At 74.6% G+C, this 25,417-nt stretch carries 23 protein-coding genes; 10 read left to right on the top strand and 13 right to left on the bottom strand.

Going from position 1 to position 25,417, the window contains the following annotated elements; genetic code table 11:
• Nucleotides 1–54 precede the first annotated feature (54 nt).
• Together hemG and hemQ are read left to right on the top strand one after the other, a co-directional pair.
• Nucleotides 55–1,518, top strand: a complete 1,464-nt coding sequence (hemG, locus tag AB0L74_RS26175) for a protoporphyrinogen oxidase (RefSeq protein ID WP_365657114.1) — start codon at nucleotides 55–57, stop codon at nucleotides 1,516–1,518.
• Nucleotides 1,519–1,522: 4 nt separating this feature from the next.
• Nucleotides 1,523–2,254, top strand: coding sequence for a hydrogen peroxide-dependent heme synthase (hemQ, locus tag AB0L74_RS26170; protein WP_365657110.1), 732 nt, complete (start codon nucleotides 1,523–1,525; stop codon nucleotides 2,252–2,254).
• Here the strand turns inward: hemQ and AB0L74_RS26165 are convergent, their stop codons facing one another.
• Nucleotides 2,255–3,868, bottom strand: coding sequence for an alpha/beta hydrolase (locus AB0L74_RS26165; protein ID WP_365657107.1), 1,614 nt, complete (start codon nucleotides 3,866–3,868; stop codon nucleotides 2,255–2,257).
• A 199-nt stretch (nucleotides 3,869–4,067) separates the two neighbouring features.
• On the bottom strand, nucleotides 4,068–5,411 hold the full coding sequence (locus AB0L74_RS26160; RefSeq protein ID WP_365657104.1) for a DUF692 domain-containing protein: 1,344 nt from the start codon (nucleotides 5,409–5,411) through the stop codon (nucleotides 4,068–4,070).
• Nucleotides 5,412–5,989: 578 nt separating this feature from the next.
• Between AB0L74_RS26160 and AB0L74_RS26155 the strand changes: the two genes are divergently transcribed.
• The gene (locus AB0L74_RS26155; protein WP_365657101.1) at nucleotides 5,990–8,686 is read left to right on the top strand and encodes an NACHT domain-containing protein; all 2,697 of its coding nucleotides are present in this window, start codon (nucleotides 5,990–5,992) and stop codon (nucleotides 8,684–8,686) included.
• Nucleotides 8,687–8,690: 4 nt separating this feature from the next.
• Here AB0L74_RS26155 and AB0L74_RS26150 read toward each other — a convergent pair whose 3' ends face one another.
• Nucleotides 8,691–8,990: a hypothetical protein gene (locus AB0L74_RS26150; RefSeq protein WP_365657099.1), complete on the bottom strand. Its 300-nt coding sequence runs from the start codon at nucleotides 8,988–8,990 to the stop codon at nucleotides 8,691–8,693.
• Nucleotides 8,991–9,264: 274 nt separating this feature from the next.
• Between AB0L74_RS26150 and AB0L74_RS26145 the strand changes: the two genes are divergently transcribed.
• From AB0L74_RS26145 to AB0L74_RS26135, 3 genes are all read left to right on the top strand, one after another.
• On the top strand, nucleotides 9,265–10,317 hold the full coding sequence (locus AB0L74_RS26145) for a hypothetical protein (protein ID WP_365657096.1): 1,053 nt from the start codon (nucleotides 9,265–9,267) through the stop codon (nucleotides 10,315–10,317).
• Nucleotides 10,318–10,404: 87 nt separating this feature from the next.
• On the top strand, nucleotides 10,405–10,653 hold the full coding sequence (locus tag AB0L74_RS26140; RefSeq protein ID WP_365657094.1) for a hypothetical protein: 249 nt from the start codon (nucleotides 10,405–10,407) through the stop codon (nucleotides 10,651–10,653).
• A gap of 52 nt (nucleotides 10,654–10,705) precedes the next feature.
• On the top strand, nucleotides 10,706–11,527 hold the full coding sequence (locus AB0L74_RS26135; protein WP_365657091.1) for an APH(3'') family aminoglycoside O-phosphotransferase: 822 nt from the start codon (nucleotides 10,706–10,708) through the stop codon (nucleotides 11,525–11,527).
• Nucleotides 11,528–11,556: 29 nt separating this feature from the next.
• Here the strand turns inward: AB0L74_RS26135 and AB0L74_RS26130 are convergent, their stop codons facing one another.
• From AB0L74_RS26130 to zapE, 10 genes are all read right to left on the bottom strand, one after another.
• On the bottom strand, nucleotides 11,557–12,243 hold the full coding sequence (locus AB0L74_RS26130; RefSeq protein ID WP_365657148.1) for an aminoacyl-tRNA hydrolase: 687 nt from the start codon (nucleotides 12,241–12,243) through the stop codon (nucleotides 11,557–11,559).
• A gap of 85 nt (nucleotides 12,244–12,328) precedes the next feature.
• Complete coding sequence (locus AB0L74_RS26125; RefSeq protein ID WP_365657088.1) at nucleotides 12,329–12,514, bottom strand: hypothetical protein; 186 nt, start codon at nucleotides 12,512–12,514, stop codon at nucleotides 12,329–12,331.
• 17 nt (nucleotides 12,515–12,531) lie between these two features.
• Nucleotides 12,532–13,380: a polysaccharide deacetylase family protein gene (locus AB0L74_RS26120; RefSeq protein WP_365657085.1), complete on the bottom strand. Its 849-nt coding sequence runs from the start codon at nucleotides 13,378–13,380 to the stop codon at nucleotides 12,532–12,534.
• 143 nt (nucleotides 13,381–13,523) lie between these two features.
• On the bottom strand, nucleotides 13,524–15,050 hold the full coding sequence (locus tag AB0L74_RS26115; RefSeq protein WP_365657082.1) for an FAD-dependent oxidoreductase: 1,527 nt from the start codon (nucleotides 15,048–15,050) through the stop codon (nucleotides 13,524–13,526).
• A 77-nt stretch (nucleotides 15,051–15,127) separates the two neighbouring features.
• The gene (locus AB0L74_RS26110; RefSeq protein ID WP_365657079.1) at nucleotides 15,128–16,591 is read right to left on the bottom strand and encodes an alkaline phosphatase PhoX; all 1,464 of its coding nucleotides are present in this window, start codon (nucleotides 16,589–16,591) and stop codon (nucleotides 15,128–15,130) included.
• Between the two features lie 102 nt (nucleotides 16,592–16,693).
• Entirely contained in the window at nucleotides 16,694–17,506 is an 813-nt protein-coding gene (locus AB0L74_RS26105) for a slipin family protein (protein ID WP_365657076.1), read from the bottom strand.
• Between the two features lie 116 nt (nucleotides 17,507–17,622).
• Complete coding sequence (locus AB0L74_RS26100) at nucleotides 17,623–19,164, bottom strand: SulP family inorganic anion transporter (protein WP_365657074.1); 1,542 nt, start codon at nucleotides 19,162–19,164, stop codon at nucleotides 17,623–17,625.
• Nucleotides 19,165–19,181: 17 nt separating this feature from the next.
• Nucleotides 19,182–19,763 (bottom strand): carbonic anhydrase, encoded by a 582-nt coding sequence (locus AB0L74_RS26095; RefSeq protein WP_365657071.1) that lies wholly within the window; start codon nucleotides 19,761–19,763, stop codon nucleotides 19,182–19,184.
• Nucleotides 19,764–19,837: 74 nt separating this feature from the next.
• Nucleotides 19,838–20,239, bottom strand: a complete 402-nt coding sequence (locus AB0L74_RS26090) for a hypothetical protein (protein WP_365657068.1) — start codon at nucleotides 20,237–20,239, stop codon at nucleotides 19,838–19,840.
• Between the two features lie 226 nt (nucleotides 20,240–20,465).
• A complete protein-coding gene (gene zapE, locus AB0L74_RS26085) occupies nucleotides 20,466–21,584 on the bottom strand; it encodes a cell division protein ZapE (protein ID WP_365657065.1) in 1,119 nt (372 codons plus the stop codon).
• 239 nt (nucleotides 21,585–21,823) lie between these two features.
• On the opposite strand from zapE, the gene AB0L74_RS26080 reads away from it, so the two are divergent.
• The 4 genes from AB0L74_RS26080 (at nucleotide 21,824) to msrB (ending at nucleotide 25,302) form a co-directional block, all read left to right on the top strand.
• Complete coding sequence (locus AB0L74_RS26080; protein WP_365657062.1) at nucleotides 21,824–22,630, top strand: pyrimidine reductase family protein; 807 nt, start codon at nucleotides 21,824–21,826, stop codon at nucleotides 22,628–22,630.
• A 257-nt stretch (nucleotides 22,631–22,887) separates the two neighbouring features.
• Entirely contained in the window at nucleotides 22,888–23,361 is a 474-nt protein-coding gene (locus AB0L74_RS26075) for an indole-3-glycerol phosphate synthase (RefSeq protein WP_365657059.1), read from the top strand.
• 130 nt (nucleotides 23,362–23,491) lie between these two features.
• Nucleotides 23,492–24,880, top strand: a complete 1,389-nt coding sequence (murC, locus tag AB0L74_RS26070) for a UDP-N-acetylmuramate--L-alanine ligase (protein ID WP_365657056.1) — start codon at nucleotides 23,492–23,494, stop codon at nucleotides 24,878–24,880.
• 14 nt (nucleotides 24,881–24,894) lie between these two features.
• Nucleotides 24,895–25,302: a peptide-methionine (R)-S-oxide reductase MsrB gene (gene msrB / locus AB0L74_RS26065; RefSeq protein ID WP_044385067.1), complete on the top strand. Its 408-nt coding sequence runs from the start codon at nucleotides 24,895–24,897 to the stop codon at nucleotides 25,300–25,302.
• The last annotated feature ends 115 nt before the right edge of the window (nucleotides 25,303–25,417 follow it).

The following is a 25,417-nucleotide window of genomic DNA, read 5'->3' as shown; positions in this document are numbered from 1 at the left end:
CCGGACACCCGGGGGCCGGGCCGCGCTGTCGGTGCCGTCTGAGAGGCTGGGGACATGCGCGAAGAGGAGACCCGTGCGGGTACGGGGCATGTCGTCGTCATCGGGGCCGGCATCGCGGGGCTGGCCGCCGCGCACCGGCTGCTGGAGCGCGGGGCGCGGGTGACGGTGCTGGAGGCGTCCGGCCGGGTCGGGGGCAAGCTGCTGCCCGGCGAGATCGCGGGAGTGCGGGTCGACCTCGGCGCCGAGTCCATGCTGGCCCGCCGCCCCGAGGCCGTGGGCCTGGCCCGCGAGGCGGGCCTCGCCGACCGCCTCCAGCCGCCGGCCACCGCGACGGCCTCCCTGTGGACCCGGGGGGCGCTGCGCCCCATGCCCAAGGGGCACGTCATGGGCGTCCCCGGCACGGCCGCCGCCCTGTCCGGCGTGCTGTCCGAGGAAGGGCTGGCCCGTATCGAGCGCGACGCCGCCCTGCCCCGCACGGAGACCGGCGACGACGTGGCGGTGGGCGCGTACGTGGCCGGGCGGCTGGGCCGCGAGGTCGTCGACCGCCTCGTCGAACCGCTGCTCGGCGGCGTCTACGCGGGCGACGCCTACCGCATCTCGATGCGCTCGGCCGTCCCGCAGCTCTTCGAGGCCGCCCGGACGCACGCCTCCCTCACCGAGGCGGTCCGCGCCATCCAGGGCCGGACGGCCGCCGCCCCGCGGAGCGGACCGGTCTTCATGGGCATCCGCGGCGGCATCGGCACCCTCCCGCTCGCCGTCGCCCGGTCGGTGCGGGCCCGCGGCGGCGACATCGTCACGGACGCGCCGGTGACCGAGCTGCGCCGCACCGCGCCCGCCGGCTGGCGGGTCGTCGCCGGCGGGCGGGTCCTGCACGCCGACGCGGTGGTCGTCGCCGTCCCGGCGCCCGCGGCCGCCGGCCTGCTGCGGGCCGAGGCGCCCGCCGCGGCGGCCGAGCTCGCCGCCGTCGAGTACGCCTCCATGGCGCTGGTCACCCTCGCCTACCGCCGCTCCGACGCGGAGGCGCTGCCCGAGGGCAGCGGCTTCCTCGTGCCCCCGGTCGACGGGCGGACCATCAAGGCGTCCACCTTCGCCTCCCGCAAGTGGGGCTGGATCGCCGAGGAGGACCCGGACCTGGTGGTGCTGCGCACCTCCGTCGGCCGGTACGGAGAGACGGAGATCCTCGGCCGCGACGACGCCGGCCTCGTGGCCGTCTCCCGGCACGACCTGAAGGAGGCCACCGGCCTGGACGCCGAGCCGGTCGCCACGCGCGTCACCCGCTGGACCGACGGCCTGCCGCAGTACCCCGTCGGCCACCACGCGCGCGTGGCCCGCGTCCGCGAGCAGGTGGCCCGGCTGCCTGGGCTGGCCGTGTGCGGGGCGGCGTACGACGGTGTCGGCATCTCGGCGTGCGTCGCCAGTGCGTACGCGGCCGTGGACCAGATCCACGGTGACCTGCGCGCTCTGCAGGAGCTCACCGCCCACCCGGTGCAGAGCCTGCACGGCGGAGCGGGAGAATAGGGCCATGAGTGACGACGCCTCCACCCCCGCCCCCGAGCGGATCCCGAACAAGGGCAAGCTGGCCAAGGACCTCAACGAGGTCATCCGCTACACCCTCTGGTCCGTCTTCAAGCTGAAGGACGCGCTCCCGGAGGACCGCGCCGGGTACGCCGACGAGGTCCAGGAGCTGTTCGAGCAGCTCGCCGCCAAGGACGTGACCATCCGCGGCACCTACGACGTCTCCGGTCTGCGCGCCGACGCCGACCTGATGATCTGGTGGCACGCCGAGACCAGCGACCAGCTCCAGGAGGCGTACAACCTCTTCCGCCGCACCCGGCTCGGCCGCGCGCTCACGCCGGTGTGGTCGAACATGGCGCTGCACCGCCCCGCCGAGTTCAACCGCTCGCACATCCCGGCGTTCCTCGCCGACGAGACGCCGCGGAACTACGTCAGCGTCTACCCGTTCGTGCGCTCCTACGACTGGTACCTCCTGCCGGAGGAGGACCGCCGCCGGATGCTCGCCGACCACGGCAAGATGGCCCGCGGCTACCCGGACGTGCGCGCCAACACGGTCGCCTCGTTCTCCCTCGGCGACTACGAGTGGATCCTCGCCTTCGAGGCCGACGAGCTGTACCGCATCGTCGACCTGATGCGTCACCTGCGCGCCTCCGAGGCCCGTCTGCACGTGCGCGAGGAGGTGCCGTTCTTCACCGGCCGCCGCAAGGACATCGGGGACCTGGTGGCCGGGCTCGCCTGATCAGCGCGCGGTCCCGGGCACGGCGGCGGCCCGGGAGCGGCTCGCCGGCTCCGGCGCCGGGCGCGGGGCGCAGGACGCGTCCCGCGCCGGCAGGCGCCCGTCCAGCAGGTACGCCTCCAGATGGCCGTTCACACAGGCGTTCGACCCGCCCGCGACGCCGTGCGTGCCGGCGCCCCGCTCGGTCACCAGCACCGAGCCCGCCAGCCGGCGGTGGAGCTCCAGCGCCCCTTCGTAGGGGGTGGCCCCGTCGCGCTCCCCGGCCAGGATCAGCGTCGGCGGCAGCTCGCCCGGCCCGGTGCGCACCTCCAGCGGCCGCTGCCGCGGCGCCGGCCAGTACGCGCAGGGCAGATTGGTCCACACGTTCTCCCAGGTCTCGAACGGCGCCCGGCGTGCCAGCCGGGTGTTGTCCCGGTCCCAGACCCGGAAGTCCGTCGGCCAGGGCGCGTCGTTGCACTCGACGGCCGTGTAGACCGCGCTCCCGTTCTCCTCCTCGGCCGCCTCCTCCGGATGCGGCCCCGCCTGGTCGATCAAGGGCCGCGGATCCCCCTTCAGATAGGCCGACAGCGCGTGCGCGCGGTGCGGCCACAGATCGTCGTAGTACGCGGCCCGCAGCAGCGTCTCCTGCAACTGCGCCGGACCGACCGTGCCGCCCGCCGGCCGCGCCGACAGACGGGCGCTCGCCACCTCGTAGCCGCGCTGCACCTCGCCGGGGGTGCGGCCGAGGCCGTACACGTCGTCATGGGCGGCGACCCACCTGCGGAAGTCCGCCCAGCGGCGCTCGAACGCCGCCGACTGGTCGAGGTTGTTGCGGTACCAGATACGCCGCGGGTCCGGGTTCACCACCGAGTCGAACACCATCCTGCGCACATGCCGGGGGAACAGCTCCGCGTACAGCGCCCCGAAGTACGTCCCGTACGAGGCGCCCATGAACGTCAGCCGCTTCTCGCCCAGCGCCGCCCGCACCACTTCCAGGTCGCGGGCGTTGTTGAGGGAGTGGTGGTGGCGCAGCGCGTCGCCGGACCGCTCGGCGCAGCCGCGCGCGTACGCCCTGGCCTCGGCGATCCGCTGCCGCTTGAAGGACGCCGACGGGTGCCGCGGGGCCGGGCCGGGCCCAGGGAAGAAGTGCCGCGGATCCTGGCAGGACAGCGGCGCGGAGGGGGCGACGCCGCGCGGGGCGTAGCCGACGAGGTCATAGGCCGCCGCCAGCCGCTTCCACTCCGGCAGCAGCCCGGCCAGCGGGAAGTGCAGCCCGGAGGCGCCCGGCCCGCCCGGGTTGTACACCAGGGCCCCCTGCCGGGGCACCGCGCGCCCGCCGTCGTACGGGTCCTTCCCCGTGGCCCGCATCCGGCCGACGGTGAGCCGGATCCGCGGGCCGTCCGGGCGGGCGTAGTCGAGCGGGACCGTGACCGTGCCGCAGCGCAGGGCGCCGGGCAGGTCCTCCGCGTCCGGGCACCTGCCGAAGGAGATCCCGGCGGCCGCGGCGCGCGCGGCGGCCACCGCGGTACCGCGCCGCTCGGCCGCCCCGGGCCCTTCCGGTGCGCCGTCGGCCGGGGCCGCGGCGAGGGCGGTCAGGAGCAACGCCCCTGCGGCCGAGTGGACGACGGCAGCTCTCATCGCGGATCCCTTCCGAGCACGGCGGCGATGAAAGGGATGTTTCGGTCGATCACCGGGCAAGGCAAGCACCGCCGCGCGGCGCGTCGGCGTGTCCGCCGTGCGGCGGCCGCCCGCCCGCCCGGGCGCGACGCGGGACTGGCCGCCGGGCCCGATGGCGGACGGAGCGTCGCCGGTGTGCGGCGTTCCGTTGTCGTGGTGGTCAGCGCCGCAGCAGCACGCGGCGGGTGGCGCGGGCCAGTCGTACGGCGGGACGTCGCGGGGGCGGCACCGGTCCCGACCGCTCCAGCCACCACTGCCGCAGCGCGCGCCGGGCACGCGCGTCCTGCGGCAGGCCGCCGCCCAGCAGCCGCTCGGCGAAGTCGAGCGCGTCCTGCCGGTACCCGCCGGTCAGCGGGCGGCCATGGGCATAGGCGAGGAAGGCCGGCCGGTAGCCGTCCGCGAGGATCGCCGGCAGCTCGGGCGCGACCTTCGCCACGATGCCCGCCCGCTTCACCGCCAGTGCCCGCGCCTGCACCCGCAGCCGCACCCGGTCGAACCCCTCGGGCGCGGGCGTCCCCGCGACCAGCGCGGACAGCAGCGCGGCCTGCGCCAGGCCGAGCCGCTCCCGGGCGGGTCCGGTGCCGGAGGAGTCCACGGGGTCCGCCTCCGTCCCGGCGGGCAGGGCCGGGACGGCCGGGACGCGGGCCGCCTCCTCGGCGCGGTCCCCGGGCGCGAGCCGCCGCCCCGCGCGCAGCGCCGCCCGGATCGCGTCCAGCTCTCCCGCCAGCTCGGCCGGTTCCGGGAAGTTCTCGTCCCGCTCCAGGAGCACGCCCGGCGGGCGGACGCGTGCGGCGAGATCGGTCAGGATGCCGAGGACCGGCGGCGGGACGGGGTGGGCGTGGCTGTCGTGCCAGACGCCGTCGCGTTCGACGCCGCCCGCGACATGGACGTAGGCGATGGCCTCCAGGGGGAGGTCGGCCAGCGCCTTGGCCGGGTCCTCGCCGCGGTTGACGTGGTTGGTGTGGAGGTTGGCCACGTCGATCAGCAGGCGCACACCCGTGCGGTCGGCCAGCTCGTACAGGAACTGTCCCTCCGTCATCTCCTCGCCCGGCCAGGAGAAGAGGGCGGCGATGTTCTCGACGGCGAGCGGCACGGGCAGCGCGTCCTGCGCGATGCGGACGTTCTCGCACAGCACGCCGAGGGCGTCCCGGGTGCGCGGCACCGGCAGCAGATGCCCCGCCTCCAGGCGCGGGGTGGCGGTCAGCGGCCCGCCCGCGCGGACGAACGCGATGTGCTCGGTGACCAGCGGCGCGTCCAGCGCCCGGGCCCGCTCGGCCAGCGCGGTCAGCCGGTCGGGGTCGGGCCGTTCGGCACCGCCGAGACCGAGGGAGACGCCGTGCGGTACGACGGTGACACCGCGGTCGCGCAGGCGCCGCAGGGAGTCGGGGAGGTGGCCGGGGCAGACGTTCTCGGCCACGACCTCCACCCAGTCGATGCCCGGCATGCGCTCCACGGCGTCCGCGATCTCCGGCCGCCAGCCGATACCGGTCCCCAGTCGCTCCATCGTCCCCCTCCTCCGCACGCCGGGAAGCCGTCCCGGCGGTGAGGGGGGTATGGCCCCGGCCCACCCCGCCCCAACCGCGGCGCGGGCACGTTCAGAGGAACATTTGAGCTTCCGCGCTCGCCCCGGCCCCCGGTTCCGAGGCGGCGGCGCGGGGCAGGCCCCCTGTGCCACTTCGCGCCCGCGCCCGCTCTGTGCCACCCTGAACTGAGGTGCCCACGCACGCGCTCGGGCCCTTACCCGGCGGTAGGCGCTCGGCGCACGCCCAGGCACCGCGGTCCCGAGCGAGACATCGATCAACCGTCCCCTTCACGTTCACGCGCGTCGAGCCCGGTGCGTGCCCGGAGCGGCCCCCGGGACGGACCGGCCGGAGGGCCGGCGGCTCACGGGCTTCCGGTTTCCGGCTTCCGGCGGCGCGCCGTCGCCGCACGCGTACCGCTCCGGCGGCACACACCGGTGGCCGACCGCGCGAATCGCCGGACGGCGCGAGGGAGTGTCGCCATGGTCAGTACCACCGAGGACCACGCCCCGCACGGCGCCGAACGCGCCGCACCGCCCCGGACCGGGTGAAGATCCCCGTGATGACGCGGAACAGGACGTGGTGGCCGTGGGCGGTCGGGGCGGTCGGTGTCGTGGTGCTGGTCACGGTGGTGGCCCTGGTGGTGGGCGCGGGCGCTCAGGCGGCCGCCACGTCGTTGAGCGTGGTGATCTCGGCTGTCGCGGGCCTGCTCAGCTGGTCGTGGCACCGGTCACGGCCCGCCGCGCCGGCCACCCGGGCGGAGCTGGAGCAGGCCGCGGAGGCGCTCGCCGCGATGGTGCGCCGCCAGTGGACGGAGGAGGCCGCCGCGCAGGGCCTGCTGGACCCGCACCCGCTGGCGGTGCGCTGGCGCAGCGGGCAGACGGAGGCCGGCGACCATGTGCGGATGGTGGGCCGCACCCTGTCCGGCCGCAGCGACGACATCCCCGCCTTCGCCGCGGCCTTCCGCGCCCTGCCGCGCCGGCGGCTGGTGATCCTCGGCGAGCCCGGCGCGGGCAAGACGGCCCTGGCGATCCTCCTCGTCAGGGAACTCCTGCGCGACCCCGAACCCGGGGAACCCGTCCCGGTGCTGCTGGACCTGGCGTCGTGGAACCCGCGCAGGGAGCCGCTGGCGCAGTGGATGGCACGCCGCGTCCACGAGGACTACCCGGCGCTGCGCGACCACGAGACCTACGGCCGGGACGCGGCACGCAAACTGGTCGCCGAGGGGCGCGTCCTGCCCGTGCTGGACGGCCTGGACGAGATCCCCGCCGACCTGCGGCCCGAGGCGCTGGCGTCCGTCAACCACGCCATCGCCCTGCACGACCCGCTCATCCTCACCTCCCGCCGGGCCGAATACCACCGGCTGGTCGAAGAGGCCGACGTGATCACCGCCGCCGCCGTCGTCGTCGCGCAACCGGTGGAAGCGGCCGACGTGGTCGACTATCTGCGCAGCGCCGTCCCGCCCCGGCACATCCCGGCCTGGCAGCCGGTCCTGGACGACCTGGCCGGCCGGCCCCGGGGCGCCGTCGCCCAGGCCCTGTCGGTGCCGCTGAACGTCTGGCTCGCCCGCACCGTCTACGCCTCGCCGGGCACCGACCCCGCCGACCTGACCCGCTGGGACGACGCCGCGACCCTCCGCCACCACCTCCTCGACGCGCTGGTCCCCGCCGTCTTCACCGCCCCGCCGACCGCCACCGACCGCTCGGTCCCCGACGTACGCCGCACCGCCGCCGCCCGCTGGCACCCCGACGAGGCCCGCACCGCACTCGCCTTCCTCGCCGCCCACGTCAAACGCCAGCGCGCCGACGGCATCGCCTGGTGGGACCTGCACCGCGCCCTGCCCCCCGACCCGGCGGGCCCCCTGTCCGGACCCGTGGCCGGCGCCATGATCGGACTGGGAGCGGGATGCATGGCGGGGGACTACTTCCACTGGGCGCTGCCACCGCTCACGCGGTTCCTGTGCTTCCTCGCCGTCACGCTCGCCACCGCGGTCGGGGCCGGCGTGGTGATCCGGCTCGCCCACGTCGGCGGTGACCCGGGGGTCCCCGGGCGGCCGGAGCGTGTCCGGGGAGGGCGGCACATGGCCGGCGAGATCCTGCGCCGGATCGGGATCGGATGCGCCGTCATCCTGCCGCTGGCCGCGGGGATGGGGGCGCTCATCGAGTACTGGGCGGAGGCGGTGGAACGCGCGGACACGGACATCGAGGTGATCGTGCCGCCGTACACCGGGATCAAGGCGGGCATCGCCTGGGCCCTGTTCATGGTGCTGCCGGCCCTCGGCGCCCTGTGCGTGACAGCGCTGCGGCGGCGTGCCCGGGCGGGCCGGCACCCGGCGGGCGACCTCGGCGCCGGGGTGCGGAGAATCCTGCCGTACGTCGTGCTCTTCTGGCTGGGTGCCCAGGCCGCCGGCATTCTCCTGTACATGCCGCTTCGGCAGGTGACCGGCGAGGCCCCCACCCGGATCGTCTTCATCACCCCGGCCGAGGACCTGGTCTTCGTCAGCCGGCGTGCGGCCTCCCGTGCCTGTGTCCTGCTGCTGATCGCCGGTGTCATGGCGGGACTGCGCCTGTCGGGCGGTTCGTCCCGCCCCGCCCGGCTGGACTTCCGCGCCCCGGTCCGGGTGCTCGCGGCGATGCTGCCCGCCTGCCTCGGCCGGGGGCTGCTGTTCGGCCTCGTTCTGGGGACCGTGCTGGCCTTCATGGCCCCCTGGGGTCCCATGATCGCCTGGTCGACGAGGCTCGTGGCGTGCGGCGGCTTCGGCGCCTTCTTCGGGCTCCTGTTCGGCCTCGGGCTGGCGGTGCTGCGCTGGGCGCGGGTACCGGCCGACCTGGAGCAGGAAACGCCGCAGTCGACCTTGCGCGGTGAACGCGCCGCGGCCGCCGCCCTGCTGGTGTTCGCGCTGGTGCCGCCCCTGGCCAAGTGGTTCATCGCGTTCGAGGGACATTTCGCGGGCAGTGACATCCAGGCCGTCGACGCCGTCGGCCGCTGGCTGGAGACCCTGGAGGCGAATGCGGCGATGGGGCTCGCCGCGGGTCTGCTGGCCGTGTCGGGCACCGCCTACTTCGCCTACCGCGAGGCGGGGCTGCGGCTCGCCGCGGCCCGACGGCTGCCGAGCCGTCCTCTGTCGTTCCTGGAGGACGCCCGGATGCTCAGCGTGCTCAGAAGGGTCGGGCCCGTGTACCACTTCTGTCACGCGGAGTTCCAGGACCGCATCGTCAGCGGTGCCGCCACGGCGGGCGGCGCGCCTCAACAGGCGTGATCCCTCACTCCGGGGCGCGCCACAGGCGGTTCTCCGCGAGCCGCCGCTCGACCTCTGCCGGAGCGACCAGCCGCATGTCCAGGGCGTCCTTCGTGGGCACCTCGATCAGTGTCCCCTTGGGCACCTCAAGACAGCTCACCCCGCATCCCTGGACGCATATCTTCTTCGACTTCCAGTCGGAGTGCCGGGGAGCCCACTCGAGGATCTCCCGCAGGGACCACTCACTGTCGTCCCTGGCCGGCAGGGTCACCGGCAGATCACACATCTTGATCGTGAAGCCGCTGTCGGCCGACTCGTCCGCCATGATCCGTCCTCCTCGTTGTCCGGGTTTCCGCCTGTGCGGGCGGATCTCCGTCAACGTAGGACCGCCCCCGCTCACCCGCCACCGGAGGGCAACGCGGCGTCGCCGGAACGGCTGTGACCGGCACACAGGTATCTCTCGGGCGCCACCGCGACGGGCCTGGCGGCGACGCCCGGCCTCGTGATCGCGGAGCCGTGCCTGAGCCGCGCTGGATGGGCGGTCCGGCCCGCAATCATCGAGAATGGGTGGAAATGTCCGTGAGCGGGGAGGTCCGGTGATGCCCGACAGCGCCGAGAACGACGCGGCGTCCTTCGCGGGGCGCGACCCGTACGACGCTGGAGCCGAGGGCATCGACGAGTACACCGAGCCCGAGCGTTACGACGAGGAGCCGGAACCCTACCGGGTGGACCCCGGGGTTCCCGTCGCCGCCCCCGACGGGAACCCGGACGTCTTCCTCGACGTGCCCCTGCTGAAGGTCGACGAGATCGATCTGGACGTCGAGAACCTGCGGGCGCACGTCTCCTTGCAGGCCGAGGTGCTGGATCTGCTGAAGCTGAACGTGGGCGCCGACGTTCTCCTCGGGCGGGTGCACCTGGGCATCTCGGGGGTGGAGGCGCAGGCTCAGCTCAGGGTGCGCCTCGACAACGTCACGACGATCATCGACCGGGTGCTCACGACGCTCGACCGCAACCCGGAGCTGCTGCGTGAGCTGGCGCGGGGGCTCGGGTCCGCCGTGCGGGACGTGGGCGGCGGCGCCCGCTCTGCCCTGGGCGAGCTGGGCACGGGTGCCGGGCGGGCCGTCCAGGATGTCGGCCGGGGTGCGGGAAGCGCCGTTCGCGACGTGGGCGTCGGAGCCGGCGGCGCGGTGCGGGACGTCGGGCACGGGGTGGGCGCGGTGGCGGAGGACGTCGGCCACGGAGCCGGCGCGGCCGTCCGGGATGTGGGCGGAGCCGCCGGGCGCGCGGTGGGCGATGCCGGCGGCGAGGCGGGCGCCGCCGTCGGACGGGCGGGCCGGCGGCTCGGTGACACCGCGGCGGACGTGACGGAGGCGGTGGGGGACACGGTGGGGGAGGGGACCGGCCTGGGCCTCCCGGATGCCGGGGGGACGAGAACCGCGGACGTCGCGGACGGGGCCGAGGCCGCCCCCGCCACGGACGTCGGGGGTCCGGGGGCCGGCGCGGTACGGCCCCGGGCCGCCCGCACCGTACGCCGTGTACGCCGTACGCAGGCGGCCGCGCGGAGAGCCGCCCGGGAAGCCGGGGGCCGGCCGCTGCCGCCGCGGTACCGGCGGGCCGCGACGGAGGGGGCGGAAGGAGAGGAACCGCCCTGAAGGGCGGAGGTCGCGGCGCCGGAGGGCGCCGGCCGGAGCGCTCGTGCCGGAGGGGGTGGCGCTGGGGCGGCGAGCCCGGCGGGGGACGTGTCGTTCCGGTCGACGGTCCGCGCCCGGCGCCTGCGCTTCGCGGAGGAACCTCGCACGGAGGTCCGCTTCCCCGGCACGGGGGCGCGGGAGTCGACGAGCCACAGCGACCGCACCCGCCTGCCCGGGAAGGTCGTTCCCGGCCGGGACTACGAGGACGTCACCGTCGTCTACCACCTGGACACACGGCTCACCGGAGAAGGGGCGGACGAGTGCGGCGCCGGGCCGCGGCCTCGGTCCCCGCGCTGAAACTCCCGACGAAGCCGCCGTTCTCGTTCCGGCACTGGCTAGGGTCGGCGTCATGAGCGATCACCTCGGACCCCGCACCGTGTCCCCGGCGCTGCTCGGCGTGGGCGGCGGCGACTGGCTGGCCGTCACCGCGGGTGAGTCGGGGGCCTTCGTCTTCCGCAGCGCGGACGCCACCCGGTATGCCAAGTGCGTGCCCGCCGCGGACGCGGCCGGCCTGGAGGCCGAGCGGGAGCGGATCGTGTGGCTGAGCGGGCAGGGCGTGCCGGGTCCCCGGGTGCTCGACTGGTCCTCCGGTGACGCGGGGGCCTGCCTGGTGACCAGTGCCGTCTCCGGTGTCCCCGCTGATCAGGTGTCCGCCGAGGAACTGCGCCTCTCCTGGGAGCGCGTCGCGGACGCGGTGCGCCGGCTGCACGAGGTGCCCGCGTCGGGGTGCCCGTTCGGCCGGGGACTGGACGCCATGGTCGCCCTGGCGCGCGAGGTCGTCGCCCGGGACGCCGTCAATCCGGAGTTCCTCCCCGTGGAGCAGCGGCATCTGCCGCCCGCGGAGCTGCTGGCCCGTCTCACCGGGCAGGTGCCCCGGCGGCGGGAGCAGGAGGTCGCCGACACGGTCGTGTGCCACGGGGATCTGTGCCTGCCCAACATCATCCTCGATCCGCGGACCCTGGAGGTGTCGGGTTTCATCGACCTGGGCCGCCTCGGGCTCGCCGACCGCCACGCCGACTTGGCGTTGCTGTTGGCCAACGCGCGCGAGACCTGGCCGGACGAGGAGCGGGCACGGGCGGCGGACGCGGTGTTCGCCGAGAGGTACGGCATCGCTCTCGACCCCGACCGCCTGCGCTTCTACCTCCATCTCGATCCGCTCACCTGGGGCTGACCGGTTCCGGCGGCGGCAGGGCCGCCCGGCTAGCGCAGCGCCGGGTGGTCCGCGACCACCGTGCAGGAGCCGGGGGCCACCTCGGTGAAACCGGCGTCGCGGACCGTCGGCAGGCCGCTCGTGGCCAGGCGCCGCCAGTCGGCGGGGTCCGCGGTGCGTACGGCGAGCGGGAAGCCCGCGTCGCGCCAGGCGGCGCGCTCCCCGGCGGGCAGCGCCCACCAGGCGAGCTGGGCGCCGTGGCCGGTCTGCGCCATCGCCTTGCCGGCCGACATCTCCAGGTCCGGGTTCATCCAGAGCACCGGCGCGGACGGGTCGGCGTCCACGGGGGGCTCCGGGTCGTCGAGGTCGGTGCCGGAGACCTGGAGTCGGGCCAGGTCCTTGGGCCAGCCGTCGAGCGGGACGGGCGGGAAGACCCGTACCTCGGCCGCCTTGCCGGTCACCGTGATGCCGGGCAGCGCCTCGGCACGCCGCCACTCGGCGCCGCGCGCCCGCCGCACCACCTTGCGGATCCGGGCGTCCTGCCAGTCCCGCATCGCCCGCGCCCACTCCCCGTCGCCCAGCGACCGCTCGTCGGCGAGCATGACCAGTACCGCCCGGGCCGAGGTCTGAAGCGCGTCCGTCCGAGGCGGCGGGGCCGCCCGCTCGATCCGGACGACGAGCGGCAGCACGAACTCGCGTGCGCCGGTCGCGGGGCGGGAGGGAGGGGCGTCGTGCACGGGTGTCGGGTCCTGGTCCTGGCTCACGCCCCCCAGTGTGCCAGCCGGAAGATCGGCCCCGGACCCGGCGGCCGGGCCATGTCCGTCACCCCGAGCAGGCCGTGCGCTGGGCCTCCTGCCACTCGCAGCGCGGGCAGAGCGTGATCCCCTTGTACGACTCCGGGTACTCCGTCGGCTCCTGGCACAGGACGCAGTCCGCGTACGGCGGCCCGTCGGCCGGGGGCGGCCCAATCGCGTCGTCCCGGCCGGAGCAGTAGTCGCCATCGCTCATGCCTCCAGCGTAGGCGGTCACCGGCGGGCGGCGGCGGCCCCGATCAGCTCGGAGACCTTGACCAGGCGGTAGCCCTGCCGCCGCAGTTCGGGGACGACCGCGCGCACCGCCCGTTCGGTCACCGGGGCGGCGCTGCGGGTGCAGTGCAGGACCACCACCGAGCCCGGCCGTACGCCGTCCAGGACCTGCCGGGCCACCGCGTCCGCGTCGGTGGCGAACGCGTCGCCGCTCACCACGTCCCACTGCACCGCGGTCACGCCGGTGGCGGCGATGGCCCGCAGCGCCCGCTGGTCGTAGCAGCCGCCGGGGAATCGGAAGTACGGCTTGGCGTCGGGCACGCCGGCCGCGCGGAACGCCGCGTACGCCCGCTCCACGTCCGCCCGCATACGGTGGGCGGGCACGGTCGGCAGGCCGTAGCAGTCGCCGGTGAAGGCGTGGTGGCTGTAGGAGTGGTTGGCGATCTCGAAGAGCGGGTCCCGGCCGATGGAGCGGGCCTGGTCCGGGTACTCCTCGGCCCAGCGCCCGGTCATGAACACCGTGGCGGGCACCTTCAGCTCCCGCAGCGCGGCGATCAGCCGGGGGTTGTCGAACCGCTCGCCCGCCGCCGCCCGCGGCCCCTGACCGGCGGTCATGTCGGCGTCGAAGGTCAGCGCCACGGTCTTGCCCGGCGTCCGGGGGCCGTTCTCGAAGACGGGGGCCAGACCGGCCGGGCCGGGCGCCAGCGTGGGCGGCCGGGACGGAGCGGGGGAGGAGGGGACGGCCGAAGGGGCCGGGCGGGGCGCCTTCGGGGGCTGGGCGGTGCCGCAGGCGGCGAGGGCACCGCCCAGGGCGCAGACGGCGGTCACACGACGCAGAAGAGCGATCACCGCATGAACGTACGACCCTTTGTCCTGAAAATACACATATGTGCGCAGTGGCGGAGGCCGGGATCACCCGCCTGGACGGGCCGGGCGGGTGATCCGCCGAAGGCGCCCCGGACGTACCGCCTCCAGGCTCCGGCGGGGGCGTCTCAGATGTCCCGCCGCTCCAGCGGCCGGGTCGCCGGACCCTGGATCACCTTGCCGTCCGTGTCGAACCGGGAGCCGTGGCAGGGGCACTCCCAGGCCCGCTCGGCGGCGTTGAAGTTGACCAGGCAGCCCAGGTGGGTGCAGCGCGAGGAGACGGCGTGCAGGGCGCCGGCCTCGTCCCGGTAGACCGCGAGCCGCTCGCCGCCCACCCGGACCAGGGCGCCCTCCCCGGGCGGCAGCGAGTCCACCGGCGGCGCGGGCCGCAGCCGGTCGCCGACGAAGTGGCGGGCCACCTCGGCCTGCGTCTTCAGGAACGACGGCGCCTCGCGCACCGCCGTGCCCAGCCGGCGCGGGTCGTACAGCCCGCTCCAGGCGCACTCCTCGCCGGTGATCTGCCGGGCGAGCAGCCGCCCCGCCATCATGCCGCCGCTCATGCCCCAGCCCGCGAAGCCGGTGGCGACGTAGGCGTGCCGCGCGCCGTGGTGCAGCGGGCCCACCATCGGGACCGTGTCGGTGGGGTCGTTGTCCTGGGTGGCCCAGGCGTGGGTGAGCTCCACGCCGGGGAAGTGCTCACGGGCCCAGGCGGACAGGAGCCGGAAGCGCTCCCGGGTGTCGCCCGTGCCGGGGGTGAAGTGCTCCCCGGTGATCACCAGCAGCCGCTCGCCGCCGTCCTCGCCGTACGGCGTGGTGCGCACCGACCGGGTGTTCTCGTCCGGCGTGATGTACATGCCGTCGGGGTCCCGTCCGGCGTCGATCGTCCCGGCGACGACCAGCTCGCGGCGCGGCGAGAGGCGGGTGAACAGCAGGGCCCGGTCGAAGATCGGGTAATGCGTGGCGACCACGACGTCGCGGGCGGTCACCGTCGCGCCCGTCCCGGTCGACACCCGGCACGGCTCGCCCTCGTCCAGGCCGTGCACGGTGGTGTGCTCGAAGACGCGGCCGCCGCGCCCGACCAGATCCGCGGCGAGCGCGAGCAGGAACTTGCGGGGGTGGAACTGGGCCTGCCCGGTGACCCGGACCGCGCCCGCGACCGGGTACGGCAGCCCGGTCTCCGTCACGAACGAGGCCGGCAGCCCCGCCTCCTTCGCGGCGGCGGCCTCGGCCCGCACCTCCTCCACCCGGCCCGCGTCGCAGACGTAGGTGTACGCGCTCCTGGTCTCCCAGTCGCAGTCGATGCCCAGCTCGTCCACGATCTCGGCGGCGCGTTCGATCGCCTCCGTCTGCGAGCGGGCGTACAGCCGGGCGCCCTCGGGGCCGCGGGTGCGGCGCAGCTTGTCGTAGATCAGCGAGTGCAGGGCGGTGACCTTGGCGGTGGTGTGCCCGGTGACACTGGCCGCGATCCGCCCGGCCTCCAGGACCGCCACGCTCCGCCCGGCCCGTGCCAGCTCCCAGGCCGTGCACAGTCCGGCGATGCCGCCGCCGATCACGGCGACGTCGACGTCGAGGTCGTCCTCCAGCGCGGGGTGAGGGGTGCCGCCCGGGGCGGTCTGGAGCCAGTACGAGTCGCTGACGTGCGGGTTCTGCGTCATGCGACGCCGGGTACCCCGCCGCGGCGACTTCAGTGACCGGGCGCCGGGGCGGCGCCGGCGCCCGGCCGCCGGGGCGGCTACCGGCGCCAGGGGCCGGTCACCGCGAAGGTCGTCCCGGGGGTGTAGCAGTTGACGTACATCGTCCGGCCGTCGGGGGAGTAGGTGACGCCGGCGAACTCGCCCCACTCCGGTTGCTCGGGCGTGCCGATGTTCTGCCGGTTCCGGGCCATCGCGTACACCTCGCCGCGCCGGGTGACGCCGAAGACGTGCTGGGCGCCGAGGCCGTCCTCGCAGACCATGAGGCCGCCGCTGGGCGCCAGGCATATGTTGTCCGGCAACTCCCCGGGCAGCCGCACATCGGTGTCGGGCCCGAAGACGATCACCAGGGTCAGGCGGCGCAGCTCCGGGTCGTACCGCCATATCTGCCCGTTGTGGTCGTCCGCCGAGCCCAGGGAGCTGCGCGCGAAGGACGACACGAAGTACACCGACCGCCCGCCCCAGTAGCAGCCCTCCAGCTTCTGCGAGCGGGTGATGCCCCGCGGCCCGAAGTCCTGGAGCCGGACGGGCGTCTCGCGGGCCTGCGGGTCCGGTACGTCCACCCACTCGACGCCGTCGAAGTGCGCGCCCGTCTCCTGGATCGTGGAGAGGTCGGGCAGGCCGGGCACGCGCATCGCCTGGAGCCGCCCGCCCGCCCGCAGCGAGCCCAGGCCGCCCAGCGGCCGGTCGGGCAGGAACCGGTAGAACAGGCCGAACGGCTTCTCGAACGCGTCCTCCGTCTCGTACACCACGCCCCGGCGCGGATCGACGGCGACCGCCTCGTGCTGGAAGCGGCCCATCGCGGTCAGCGGCACCGCGCCGGAGCGGCGCGGGTCGGCCGGGTCGACCTCGAAGACGAAGCCGTGGTCCTTGGCGTACCCGGCGGTGCCCGCCTTGTCCTCGGTCTCCTCGCAGGTCAGCCAGGTGCCCCAGGGGGTGGGGCCGCCCGCGCAGTTGACCGCCGTACCGGCGATCGCCACCCGTTCCGACACGACCTCGCCCTGGGGAGAGAGGGTCAGGGCCGTACAGCCGCCCATGCCGACCGGGTCGTAGGTCAGGCCCTCGACGGCCGGGACGCCCAGGGGCGCGGTGGCGCTGTTCTCGTGGTTGCGGACCAGATGGACGCGGCCCTGTCCGCCCGGGAAGGCCGACATGCCGTCGTGGTGGGAGGGGACCGGCCCCTCGCCGGAGCGGAGCGGGTCGCCCTCGCGGGACAGAACCCGGTAGCGGAAACCCTCGGGGAGGTCGAGCAGGCCGTCCGGGTCGGGGACGAGCGGTCCGTAACCGCCGTGGCCGAGCTGCTGCGCGGCGGCCGTGCCCGCGAAGAGTTCGGAGAGGTTTCCGGCGAAGGCGATCGAGACGCCCAGCGCACCGGTCTGGGCGAGCACCCGGCGGCGTGAGGGGAAGCCGCCGCCGGGCGTGGTGTTCGTCGTCTCGTCCGTCGTGGTGCCGGTCGTGTCGTTCGTCGTGGTGCCAGTCGAAGTGCCGGTTCTGGTCTCGGACATGGGGCAGCCTTCCTGGCAGGCGGACAGGAACTGTGATCCCGCCGTGTCTATCATCCCGGTACGCGCCCCGGGAACCACGCGGATACCACCGGTCACCTCCCGTCACGTGCCGGTGGGCTGTTCCCTCGGCGGGCCGGGCGAGGCGGGCGGGATCTGCTGCTGGGCCCTCTCCAGGAAGCGCAGCAGCTCGACCGGGAAGGGCAGTACGAGCGTGGAGTTCTTCTCCGCGGCCACCGCGACGACGGTCTGGAGCAGGCGCAGTTGCAGCGCGGAGGGGGTGTCGGCCATCTGCTGCGCGGCCTCGGCGAGTTTTCTCGACGCCTGGAGTTCGGCGTCGGCGTTGATGACCCGGGCCCGCCGCTCGCGATCGGCCTCGGCCTGCCGGGCCATCGACCGCTTCATCGTGTCCGGCAGCGACACGTCCTTGATCTCGACCCGGTCGATCTGCACGCCCCAGCCGACGGCCGGACTGTCGATCATCAGCTCCAGGCCCTGGTTCAGCTTCTCCCGGTCCGAGAGCAGATCGTCCAGCTCGCTCTTGCCGATGATCGAACGCAGCGACGTCTGCGCCATCTGGGAGACGGCGAACCGGTAGTCCTCGACGTTGACGACGGCCGCCGCCGCGTCCACGACTTTGAAGTACACCACCGCGTCGACCCGCACCGTGACGTTGTCCCGGGTGATGCCCTCCTGGGCGGGCACCGGCATCGTCACGATCTGCATGTTGACCTTCCGCATCCGGTCCACGCCGGGCACGACCAGCGTGAAGCCGGGCCGGCGCGCATCGCCGTGGAGCCGGCCGAGCCGGAAGACCACGCCGCGTTCGTACTGCTTGACGACCCGCGCCGCGGCGGACAGGTACACCGCGCCCGCCGACCCGGTCGCCGCGGCCGCCGTCAGCAGCTCCTCGAGCATGAGGACCTCCCCGCTCAGCCGTGCGTTTCGCCCGCTTCTGTCACGATATGACGAGTGCCCGGTCCGGGGCCAATGGCTCCGGACCGGGCACCTGGGACGCGGATCGCCGCGGCGCGCTACACGGCCGTGGCCTTGGCCCCGGCCGCGGCCTCGGCCTCGGCCGGCTCCGGGACCTTGGCCCGCGCGGCGGGTTCCGTCACCTTCACCGGATCCGTGCCCGTGGCGCTGTGCCGCTCCGCCCAGTTCTCCAGCGCCGTACGGCAGGCGTGGTCCAGGTGGTGCACGCCCGACAGATCGAGCTCGACCGGCCGGTCCTGCGGCAGGGCCTCCAGGCTGTCGAGGATCTTCGGCAGCCGCAGGAAGGTCGCGTTGCCCGACAGGTACACCTGGACCGGACCGGCGCCCTTGTCGATGACCTCCAGCCGCACGTGCGAGGCTTCCCAGGCGGTCTTGACCACGGACAGCGCCAGACCGATCAGCACGCCCTCGAACATGTTGACCGCGACGATCGACACGGCGGTGACCACCAGGATCAGCGCCTCGCCCCGGTGCGAGCGCCACAGCGAGACGAGACCCCGGACCGGGATCAGCTTCCAGCCCGCGTGGACCAGGATGCCGGCCAGCGCGGGCAGCGGGATCAGGGCCAGGGCGGCCGGCAGCAGCGCCGCGAAGAGCAGCAGCCACACGCCGTGCATGACCCGGGACGCCTTGGTCCGCGCGCCCGCCGCGACATTGGCGGAACTGCGCACGATGACCGCGGTCATCGGCAGCGCGCCGAGCACACCGCACACCGCGTTGCCCGCGCCCTGCGCCATGAGTTCCTTGTTGTACTCGGTGCGCGGCCCGTCGTGCAGCCGGTCCACCGCGGCGGCGCTGAACAGGCTCTCGGCGGAGGCGATCAGGGTGAAGGCGAGGATCGTGCCGAGCATGCCGATGCTCGCCAGCTGGCCGAAGGCGTCCCCGCCGGGCGGCTGGATGGAGTCCAGCAGCCCCTGCACCTCGACGGTCGCGACCGGCAGGCCGAACGCGAGCGTGACCAGCGTCGCCAGCACGACCGCGGCGAGCGCGCCCGGCACGGTCTGCGCGCCCTTCGGCAGCCGCTTCCACAGGACCATCACGGCGATGGTGCCCGCGCCCACGGCGAGCGAGGCGAGCGCCTCGGTGCTGCCGAAGGCGTCGGCGGCGGCCCCGGGCAGACCCAGGATCTTGTCGACACCGGAGGCGGGCGCCTCCAGCCCGGCCGCCGCATACAGCTGACCGGCGATGATCACCAGTCCGATACCGGCCAGCATGCCCTCGACGACGGAGATGGAGATCGCCCGGAACCAGCGCCCCAGCTTCAGGGCGCCCATGACGAGCTGGAGCAGTCCGGCTATCAGCACGATCACGCCGAGCGCGGGCAGGCCGTAGGTGTCGACCGCCTCGAAGACGAGCACGGTCAGGCCGGCGGCCGGCCCGGACACCTGAAGGCTGCTGCCCGGCAGCAGACCGGTGACGATCCCGCCGACGATGCCGGTGACCAGGCCGAGTTCGGCCGGGACGCCGGAGGCGACGGCGACGCCCACGCACAGCGGGAGGGCGACCAGGAAGACGACGAGGGAGGCGGCGAAGTCCTGCCTCAGATGCGGGAACTTGGATATTTTGGATATCGAGGTCATCGCGCTCATTCCCCTGCTCACAGAGCCTCGAACACGCCGGTGTCCGCGCGGTGTTCGCGCACGGCGCCGGTGTGCACCTCGTAGTACCAGCCGTGCAGGCTCAGGTCACCCTCCGTCAGGCGCCGCTCGACGCAGGGGTAGGACCGCAGGCGCTCCAGCTGGGCCAGGACGTGGTTCTGCACGGCCTCGGCGACCGTGGGGTCGGCCGGGTCGGAGCACTTGGGCTCCTCCGCCGCGTGCGCGAGCCAGGCGCGCACGGCGGGTACGGCGGTCAGGTCGTCGCCGCGCACCATCGCGCCCACCGCGCCGCAGTGCGAGTGGCCGCAGACGACGATGTGCCGGACGCCGAGCACCTGCACGGCGTATTCGATGGTGGCCGCCTCGCCGCTCGGGCGGTCGGCGGTGTACGCCGGGACGACGTTGCCCGCGGTGCGCAGCTCGAAGAGCCGGCCGGGGCGGGCGCCCGTGATCAGGGCGGGAACGACCCGCGAGTCGGAGCAGGTGACGAACAGGACCTCCGGCCACTGGCCTTCGGCGAGGGGGGCGAACTCCTCAGGGCGCTGTCCGAACGTGCGGGCGTTGTCGATGAGGGGCTGCATGTGTGGTTATTCCTCCTGGCGCGCGTGGGGGCGCGTCGGATGTGACAGGACAGATGGGGGAACTGCTCTGCGACTCAGCAGCGGAAGACCTGGAGCGCCGCCGGCGAGTGGCCGGCCGGAGGTCTCGGCGTGCGGAAGTGGGCCGCGCCGGGCGCGGCCTGTGTGCGGGCGTCCGTACCGCACGGCCCGGACAACGGGTGCTCGGGGCCATCGGCCGCCGTGGTGGGCGCGGTGCGGTGCCGGTCGCGGACACGCGGCGGGCCGGCCGGTGCGCCGGGGCGGCCGGTGTCCTGGCAGGCGACGGTTTCGTCGCGCGGCGCCATCCCGGAAGGGGTACTTCCGGATTGAGCGTTGGCCACGACATGACCGGCCGTATGCGCGGATGCGAACGGTGCGGTCAGTGCGAAGAGCGGGAGGGCGAGCAGGAAGGCGACGAGGGCCGAGAGCGCGGCCCGGGCTGTCGTGCCACCGGTCATGCGCCCCCCTTCCGCCACGTCGCGTCTCTAGCGCGCACCAATACTTAGTCAACGCTTGGTCAAGAAACACGTTAACCCGGTAAAGCCCTTTGCTGGGTTAACTGGATGTTTCAGAGGTGGAGAGAGCCTGAAAACAGAGGGTGTTGTGACCCGAATCCGCTCTTGAAGCGCGACGGCCGACCGTGTAATAGCGACGGTCGGCCGGGTAACGGGGAGCGGGGCGCGGTCAGTTCGGCGCGACGAGCCGCGCCGCGTCCCGGGCCAGCGCGGTGAGGCGGGAGATCGCCCGGAAGTACTTCTTGCGGTAGCCGCCCCGCAGCATCTCGTCGCTGAACAGCCGGTCGAAGGGCAGGCCCGAGGCCAGGACGGGCACCTCGCGGTCGTAGAGCCGGTCCGCGAGGACGACGAGCCGCAGCGCGGTCGACTGGTCCGGCACCGGGCGCACCCCGGTGAGGCAGACGGCCGCGATGCCGTCGGTCAGGGCGCCGTAGCGGCTCGGGTGGACCCGGGCGAGGTGGTCCAGCAGCTCCGCGAAGTCGTCGAGGGAGGCGCCCTCGGTGGTGTGCGCGGCGCGGGCCACCTGCTCGTCGGAGTACGGCGCGGGCGCCTTTGGCAGGCCGCGGTGGCGGTAGTCCTCGCCGTCGATGCGCAGGGTGCGGAAGTGGGCGGACAGGCCCTGGATCTCCCGCAGGAAGTCGGCGGCCGCGAACCGGCCCTCGCCCAGCTTGCCCGGCAGTGTGTTGGAGGTGGCGGCGAGCGCCACGCCGGCGTCCACCAGCTTGCCCAGCAGGGTCGAGACCAGGACGGTGTCACCGGGGTCGTCCAGCTCGAACTCGTCGATGCACAGCAGCCGGTGCCCGGACAGCGTCCGCACGGTCTGCTGGAAGCCGAGCGCGCCGACCAGGTTGGTCAGCTCCACGAACGTACCGAACGCCTTGCGGGAGGGGTCGGCGTCGGTGGCGTGCCACAGCGAGGCCAGCAGGTGGGTCTTGCCGACGCCGTAGCCGCCGTCGAGGTAGACCCCGCGGGGGCCGGCCGGGGCCTTGGGGGCCCTGGCCCTGCCGAAACCGAAGAAGCCGCGCCTGCCGCCGCTCGCGGGCGCCCCGTCCAGTCCGGCCGCGAAGCCCTCCAGGACGCGGACGGCCTCGGCCTGGCTGGGCTGGTTGGGATCCGGGATGTACGTGCCGAAGCGCACCGAGTCGAAGCGGGGCGGCGGCACCATCTCGGCGACCAGCCGGTCCGCGGGGACGTGCGGCTCGCGGGCGCACAGGGACAGCGGGGCCGCGCCGGCTATGGGGGCGGAGCCGTGGGCGGCGGAACCGGAGGCGGCGGTGGAGGAGGACACGCTTCCCCATGTTAGGGCCTGTCGTCACACTCCCGTCTGCCTCGCGACGCCGTGCACGCCCTCTCGCCGCACCGGGCCCCGAGGCCTTCCGGGCGGACGCGGCCGGGCCGGGGGCGGGGGCGCCGCCGTGGGCGGCGGGCGCGGGCGGAGGCCGCCGGGTGCCGCGCAGCCGCAGGTCCGCCCGGTGCCGGTACGGCGGGGCAGGGATGGGATCGCGGTGCCGTGGAACACTGCACGGCATGCGACGCCTGTTCCCCGTGACCCACCAGACAGCAGATCCCGGTTCCGGCCCCGCCCCCGGTGCGGACGCGGCCGACCGCGAGTGGAGCCTGGCCGAGCTGGCCTCCGCCTACGCCTATCCGGAGCCGGGCGCGGACGGGCCGGGGGTGTGGCTGCGGGCCAACATGGTCTCCACGCTCGACGGGGCGGCCCAGCACGACGGCCGCTCGCAGCCCATCTCCAGCGCGGCCGACATGCGGATCTTCGGCACGCTGCGGGCGCTGGCGGACGTGGTGGTCGTCGGCGCGGAGACCGTACGGCGGGAAGGGTACCGCCCGGCCCGGGCGCGGGCCGAGTTCGCCGCGCTGCGGGAGGCGGCCGGGCAGGGACCGGCGCCCGCCATCGCGGTGGTCAGCGCCGGTCTGGAGCTGGACTTCTCGCTGCCGCTGTTCACCTCCCCACTGGTGCCCACGCTGATCCTCACGGGCGCCGCGGCGGCCCCGGACCGGATCGCCGCCGCGGAGCGGTCGGGCGCCCGGGTGGTGATCGCCGGGGACGGCGTCGGCGTGGATCCCGTCCGGGCCGTCCGCGCCCTGGCGGACCTCGGCCACACCCGGCTGCTGACCGAGGGCGGGCCGCGGCTGCTGGGCCAGCTGGCCGCGGCGGGCGTCCTGGACGAGCTGTGCCTGACCGTCTCCCCGATGCTGACCGCGGGCGACGCGCAGCGCATCGCCGGAGGGCCCTCGGTGGCGGTGCCGCGACGCTTCGCACTGGTGTCCCTGCTGGAGGAGGAAGGTTTCCTCTTCAGCCGGTACCGGCAGGTCTGAGCCGGTCCGCGACCCGCGGCCGGGGAGCGGCCGGATTCGCCGGGATGCGTCCGACGTGTCCGGACGGGTCCCCCGGGCGGGTGTTCGATCCGTACCGCCACCGGTCAGGTAATCAGCGGAATCTTCCGTTCCGTTTAGTCTCCGGGGGGCACACTGACTCCGGCAGCACCCGTGCGGTCACGGGCAGGATGGTTTCCGCAGGGCCCGCCACGGCCCTGCGGGCGGGCCCACGGGCCCTCGAGGAAAAGGGGCGCCTGGTGTTCACAAGCGTTTTGATGATCGAGAAGGCCCTCACGTCCGCCGACGTGGAGTTCGTCACCACCTTGCACGGGGACGAGCCGGTCTCCTTCCACGTGCTGCTCCAGCCGCGCGGCGAGCAGGCCGACCGGCTGCTGCGGGCCATCGACGACATCGCGCTCGGCGAGCTCGACGAGGCCGTCCGCGAGGGCGAGACCCCCGAGGGCGAAGAGGCCCTGACCATGGGGCAGCGGGCCCTGGAGGTCTCCCTGACCGCCCTGCGCGCGGCGGGCGGCGAGGCCGAGGGCCGCCTGATCGAGGACCATCCGCTGGACGCGCTGAAGTCCCTGGTCGCGGAGGTCCGCGCCGACGAGGTGATCGTCCTGACCGACCCGCACTACGTGGAGGAGTTCTTCCACCGGGACTGGGCCTCCCGGGCCCGGCACAAGGTCGGCGTACCGGTGCTGAAGCTGTTCTCGCACAGCAAGGCATAGGCTTGGGCCGCGCTCCCGCGCCGGGAGCGCGCACCGGCGCCGCCACACACGGCGCCGGCCGTCGTACCGCTCGGCGTACGGCGGGACGCACCACCTGTCGTACCACTCGCACCACTGGGGAGAAACGCGCATGGCACCCGGCCTTCCTACCGCCATGGACCGACCGCACTTCATCGGCATCGGCGGCGCCGGGATGTCGGGCATCGCGAAGATCCTCGCGCAGCGCGGCGCCCGGGTGGCCGGCAGCGACGCCAAGGACTCCGCGACCGCCGAGGCGCTGCGCGCGCTGGGCGCCACCGTGCACATCGGGCACGCGGCCGGGCACCTCGCCGACGACGCGAGCTGCGTCGTCGTCTCCTCGGCGATCCGGCCGGACAACCCCGAGCTGGTGCGCGCCGCCGAGCTGGGCATCCCGGTCGTGCACCGCTCCGACGCGCTGGCCGCGCTGATGACGGGCCTGCGCCCGATCGCGGTGGCCGGCACGCACGGCAAGACCACGACCACCTCCATGCTGGCGGTGGCGCTGTCCGAGCTCGGCCTGAAGCCCTCGTACGCCATCGGCGGCGACCTGGACGCCCCCGGCTCCAACGCGCTGCACGGCGAGGGCGAGATCTTCGTCGCCGAGGCGGACGAGAGCGACCGCAGCTTCCACACGTACGCGCCCGAGGTCGCGATCGTGCTCAACGTGGAGCTGGACCACCACGCCAACTACGCCTCCATGGACGAGATCTACGAGTCCTTCGAGACGTTCGCCGGGAAGATCGTCCCCGGTGGCACGCTGGTGATCGCGGCGGACCACGAGGGCGCGCGCGAGCTGACGCGGCGGCTGGCCGGTTCGGTCAAGGCGGTGACGTACGGCGAGGCGGCCGACGCCGACGTGCGGATCCTGTCCGTGGTGCCGCAGGGCCTCAAGAGCGAGGTGACGGTGGTGCTGGACGGCACCGAGCTCACCTTCACCGTCTCCGTCCCCGGCCGTCACTACGCGCACAACGCGGTGGCCGCCCTGGCGGCGGGCGCGGCGCTCGGCGTCCCGGCCGCGGAGCTGGCCCCCGCGCTGGCCGCCTACACGGGCGTCAAGCGGCGCCTTCAGCTCAAGGGCGAGGCGGCCGGCGTCCAGGTGATCGACTCCTACGCCCACCACCCGACGGAGATGACGGCGGACCTGGAGGCGATGCGCGGCGCCGCCGGTGACGCCCGCATCCTGGTCGTCTTCCAGCCCCACCTGTTCTCCCGCACGCAGGAGCTCGGCAAGGAGATGGGCCAGGCGCTGGCCCTGGCGGACGCCTCGGTCGTCCTCGACATCTACCCGGCCCGCGAGGACCCGGTCCCCGGCGTCACCAGCGACCTGATCATCGACGCGGCCCGGTCGGCGGGCGCCGACGTCACACCGCTGCACGACAAGGCGGAGGTGCCCGAGGTGATCGCGGGAATGGCCAAGCCCGGTGATCTCGTTCTCACCATGGGCGCGGGCGATGTCACGGACCTCGGTCCGCGCATCCTGGACCGTCTGTCGAAGTGAGGGGCTGAGGAATCGTGCCGTACGACGTCGAGAAGCCGGACGAGCAGTGGCGCGCGGAGCTGTCCCCCGCCGAGTACGCCGTGCTGCGCCAGGCGGCCACGGAGCCCGCCTTCACCGGTGAGTACACCGACACCAAGACCAAGGGCGTCTACTCCTGCCGGGCCTGCGGCGCGGAGCTGTTCACCTCGGACACGAAGTTCGCCTCCCACTGCGGATGGCCGTCCTTCTACGACCCGAAGGACACCGACGCCGTGGAGCTGGTCGAGGACCGCTCCCACGGGATGGTGCGCACCGAGGTGCGGTGCGCGCGGTGCGGATCGCACCTCGGGCACGTCTTCGAGGGGGAGGGCTACCCGACCCCGACCGACCAGCGGTACTGCATCAACAGCATCGCCCTGCGGCTGGCTCCGGAAGAGGGCTGATCCCCGGACCGGCGTCCCCGCCGCGACGCCGCGCGGGCCCCCGCCCTCGTCCGGCGGGGGCCGTGTCGTGTGCGAGGGGGCCGCCGAGAACGGCGTCTACACTCTCCCCCCAACG

This window comes from Streptomyces sp. NPDC052020 (assembly GCF_040680575.1).
In the GTDB taxonomy this organism is placed as follows: domain Bacteria; phylum Actinomycetota; class Actinomycetes; order Streptomycetales; family Streptomycetaceae; genus Streptomyces.
Note: the sequence above shows the minus strand (reverse complement) of the source record. Positions and strands in the feature narration are given on the sequence as shown.

Bases quoted from the DNA above. Each gene is read 5' to 3' on its own strand.
- hemG (WP_365657114.1), top strand. From the start codon at position 55: ATGCGCGAAGAGGAGACCCGTGCGGGTACGGGGCATGTCGTCGTCATC.
- hemQ (WP_365657110.1), top strand. From the start codon at position 1,523: ATGAGTGACGACGCCTCCACCCCCGCCCCCGAGCGGATCCCGAACAAG.
- AB0L74_RS26165 (WP_365657107.1), bottom strand. From the start codon at position 3,868: ATGAGAGCTGCCGTCGTCCACTCGGCCGCAGGGGCGTTGCTCCTGACC.
- AB0L74_RS26160 (WP_365657104.1), bottom strand. From the start codon at position 5,411: ATGGAGCGACTGGGGACCGGTATCGGCTGGCGGCCGGAGATCGCGGAC.
- AB0L74_RS26155 (WP_365657101.1), top strand. From the start codon at position 5,990: ATGACGCGGAACAGGACGTGGTGGCCGTGGGCGGTCGGGGCGGTCGGT.
- AB0L74_RS26150 (WP_365657099.1), bottom strand. From the start codon at position 8,990: ATGGCGGACGAGTCGGCCGACAGCGGCTTCACGATCAAGATGTGTGAT.
- AB0L74_RS26145 (WP_365657096.1), top strand. From the start codon at position 9,265: ATGCCCGACAGCGCCGAGAACGACGCGGCGTCCTTCGCGGGGCGCGAC.
- AB0L74_RS26135 (WP_365657091.1), top strand. From the start codon at position 10,706: ATGAGCGATCACCTCGGACCCCGCACCGTGTCCCCGGCGCTGCTCGGC.
- AB0L74_RS26125 (WP_365657088.1), bottom strand. From the start codon at position 12,514: ATGAGCGATGGCGACTACTGCTCCGGCCGGGACGACGCGATTGGGCCG.
- AB0L74_RS26115 (WP_365657082.1), bottom strand. From the start codon at position 15,050: ATGACGCAGAACCCGCACGTCAGCGACTCGTACTGGCTCCAGACCGCC.
- AB0L74_RS26110 (WP_365657079.1), bottom strand. From the start codon at position 16,591: ATGTCCGAGACCAGAACCGGCACTTCGACTGGCACCACGACGAACGAC.
- AB0L74_RS26105 (WP_365657076.1), bottom strand. From the start codon at position 17,506: ATGCTCGAGGAGCTGCTGACGGCGGCCGCGGCGACCGGGTCGGCGGGC.
- AB0L74_RS26100 (WP_365657074.1), bottom strand. From the start codon at position 19,164: ATGACCTCGATATCCAAAATATCCAAGTTCCCGCATCTGAGGCAGGAC.
- AB0L74_RS26095 (WP_365657071.1), bottom strand. From the start codon at position 19,763: ATGCAGCCCCTCATCGACAACGCCCGCACGTTCGGACAGCGCCCTGAG.
- AB0L74_RS26090 (WP_365657068.1), bottom strand. From the start codon at position 20,239: ATGACCGGTGGCACGACAGCCCGGGCCGCGCTCTCGGCCCTCGTCGCC.
- AB0L74_RS26080 (WP_365657062.1), top strand. From the start codon at position 21,824: ATGCGACGCCTGTTCCCCGTGACCCACCAGACAGCAGATCCCGGTTCC.
- murC (WP_365657056.1), top strand. From the start codon at position 23,492: ATGGCACCCGGCCTTCCTACCGCCATGGACCGACCGCACTTCATCGGC.